The sequence below is a fragment of the Pseudomonas sp. K5002 genome (assembly GCF_013386655.1).
Classification (GTDB): Bacteria; Pseudomonadota; Gammaproteobacteria; order Pseudomonadales; family Pseudomonadaceae; genus Aquipseudomonas.
Genome location: NZ_JACARK010000633.1, coordinates 1 through 2,894, shown reverse-complemented (window position 1 = coordinate 2,894; position 2,894 = coordinate 1). Strand labels below are relative to the sequence as shown.

Genomic DNA, 2,894 nt, shown 5'->3' with positions numbered 1-2,894 from the left:
CATGGCTGGTGCAGTAACGGTGGCGGATCAGGCTGACCGGCTGGTGGTCGAGCTTGCGCAGGGTTTGCAACTCGATCATCGGCGCCATCTCGGCGATGCCCAGTTGCTGGGCCTCTTCGCGGCTGGCAAAGCAGTAGCGGCGCTTGAGAAGCATCGCTTCCACGCCCACGCCTTGGGCCGACAAGGACTGGCTGTAGGAGGTCTCGGCGCCCATCGGGTAAATCAGCGGGCGGTCCAGCACCTGGGTGCCCTTGCCCTGGCGGCGCAACAGGCTGCCTTCGAACACCAGCTCGTCGATGGCGCGGCGCAGGGTGTGGCGGTTGACGCCGAAGCGTTCAGCCAGTTGCACCTCGCCCGGCAGGAATTCACCGGCCTGGTAGCTGCTCAGTTCGCGGCGCAGGATGTCAGCGAGTTCGCGGTACACCGGCTCATCTTGTCTAGACAACTGCATGCTTAAAAAAAGCGCCCTGGGGCACCCCTCCGACGTCAGATGAACTGCTTGCGCAGGCGTTGGGACAGCACGTCGATACAGCTCACCACCACGATGATCACCAGCAGCACCGCGCAGGTCTGCACGAACTGGAACGCGCGGATGTTCTCCCAGAGGATCACGCCGATCCCGCCGGCACCGACCATCCCCACTACTGTCGCCGAACGCACGTTGGCCTCGAAGCGGTAGAGCGCGTAGGACACCCACAGCGGCATCACTTGCGGGATCACGCCGTAGATCACTTCCTGCAAGGCACTGGCACCGGTGGCTCGCACACCTTCAACGGGGCCCGGGTCGATGGCTTCGACGGCTTCGGCAAACAGCTTGGCGAGGACCCCGGTGGTGCTGATCCACAAGGCCAGGACACCGGCAAAAGGACCGAGGCCGACGGCGACCACGAACAACATCGCGAACACCATTTCGTTGATCGAACGGAAGGCATCCATCACCCGGCGCAGCGGCTGGTGAATCCACCATGGGGTGATGTTGTCGGCGCACAGGATGCCCAGGGGCACCGAGCAGACGATCGCCAGCACCGTGCCCCAGAGGGCGATTTGCACGGTGACGATCATCTCCTTGAGGTAGGAGCGCCATTCGTGGAAGTCCGGCGGGAAGAAGTCGGCGGCGAAGGTCGCCATGTTTCCGGAATCGCGGTACAGCGCCAGCGGGTTCATCTCGGCGCCGTGCCAGGCCCAGGCCAGCAGGATCAGGAACAGGCCCCAGCCCAGGTATTGCGGCCAAGTCCTTTTGCCCACTGCTTCAGCATGCAAGGTAGTCATGGGTCACTCTCGGTGTAGGGTTGGAACTGGGCTTAATGTGGGAGCGGGCTTGCTCGCGAATGCGGTGACTCAGTCGCCGGATGCGTTGAATGACACACCGTATTCGCGAGCAAGCCCGCTCCCACATGAACCCGATTCCTACAGGGGGTTAGCCGTTGGCTGCGGTCTTCTTGTCCAGTTCGGTGATGCGCTCTTGCAGCTTGGCCAGGTCGGCGTCGATGTCGGCGAGCTTCCTGGCCTTGTCAGCCGCTTCCAGCTTGTCGTCGGCGCTGATGGTGGTGCGCTGCTTGAACAGTTCCAGTTGGCGGATCGGCAACAACTGGTCGTCGCTGGACTTGAGGAACTTGCCCAGTTGCATGTTCTTCAGCACGGCCTTCTCTTCGTCGGTGTCACCGTAGTTGGCGAAGAAGTCGCGGATCTTGGTCTTCTCGCTGTCGCTCAGGGCCTTGCTCCACACCATCGGGTCGGCCGGGATCAGCGGCGACTTCCAGATCACCTTGAGCATGGCGGCCTTGTCCGGCTGGGTGACTTCCAGGCGGTCCCAGCTTTCGGTGTTGAAGGTGGCGACGTCCAACTGCCCCTTGGCCACGCTCAATGCGTTGACTTCATGGCTGGAGTTGAGGGTGCGCTTGAACGCGGTGGCAGCGTCGACGTGGTTCTTGGCGAACACGTAGTAGCCAGGCACCAGGTAGCCCGAAGTGGAGTTCGGGTCACCGTTGCCGAAGGTCAGGTTCTTGGCGTTCTTGAGCATGTCATCGACGTTGTTGATCGGGCTGTCCTTGCGCACGATCAGCACGCTCCAGTAACCGGCAGCCCCGTTGGCGGCGGCGGTCTGGGCGAAGATTTCGCCGTTGGAACGGTCCACCGCTTCCATCGCGGCCTTGTTGCCCAGCCAGGCCACGTCGACCTTGTTGAAGCGCATGCCCTGGATCAGGCCGGCGTAGTCGGAAGCGAAGGTGGCGTTGATGGTGAGGCCGGTCTTCTTGTGCATGTCATCCAGGAAGGGCTGCCAGATGCTCTTGAGGTTCTGCGAAGACTCGGTGGACATGATGCCGAAATTGATCGCCTTGTCGGCGGCCTGGGCAGTGCCCATGGCCACGCTGGCAAGCAGCACGGCAGACAGAAACACATGACCGATACGGTTCAACATGGAGAGGATTCCTGTGGGTCGTTAGTAAGGTTTCAAGCGCGGGCCAGGGCCAACCGTGCGGGGACGACGGGTGTGCGGGTCTGGTCGGAAAACATCAGGCTGGTGTCGACATCGGCACCGTACAAATCGTTGAGGAACTGGCTGCTCAGCTCGCTGGCCTGGCCATCGAAGTGAATCCGCCCGCCCTTGAGCGCCACGGCTCGCGGGCAATAACGCATGGCGTAATCGACCTGGTGCAGGGTGACCACCACGGTCTTGCCGTCGCGGCCGTTGATGTCGGCGAGGATCTCCATGACCTTGCGCGCCGACTCCGGGTCCAGGGAGGCGATGGGTTCATCCGCCAGGATCACTTCGGCGCGTTGCGTCAAAGCGCGGGCGATTGCCACGCGTTGCTGCTGGCCGCCGGACAAGGTGGAGGCGCGCTGGCTGGCCAGGTCTGCCAGGCCGACGCGGGCCAGGGATTCCATGGCGAACT

At 62.8% G+C, this 2,894-nt stretch carries 4 protein-coding genes; all 4 read right to left on the bottom strand.

The annotated features are described in order from the left end of the window. Positions 1-451 (bottom strand): GntR family transcriptional regulator (locus HX846_RS25110; RefSeq protein ID WP_218645480.1); only part of this gene is annotated, 451 nt, incomplete at its 3' end. A 35-nt stretch (positions 452-486) separates the two neighbouring features. Then, the gene (phnE, locus tag HX846_RS25105) at positions 487-1,269 is read right to left on the bottom strand and encodes a phosphonate ABC transporter, permease protein PhnE (RefSeq protein WP_003210621.1); all 783 of its coding nucleotides are present in this window, start codon (positions 1,267-1,269) and stop codon (positions 487-489) included. A gap of 148 nt (positions 1,270-1,417) precedes the next feature. Beyond that, positions 1,418-2,419 (bottom strand): phosphonate ABC transporter substrate-binding protein, encoded by a 1,002-nt coding sequence (gene phnD / locus HX846_RS25100; RefSeq protein ID WP_003210622.1) that lies wholly within the window; start codon positions 2,417-2,419, stop codon positions 1,418-1,420. Positions 2,420-2,451: 32 nt separating this feature from the next. Beyond that, positions 2,452-2,894: ATP-binding cassette domain-containing protein (locus HX846_RS25095; protein ID WP_178966307.1), on the bottom strand; the 443-nt coding region annotated here is incomplete at its 5' end.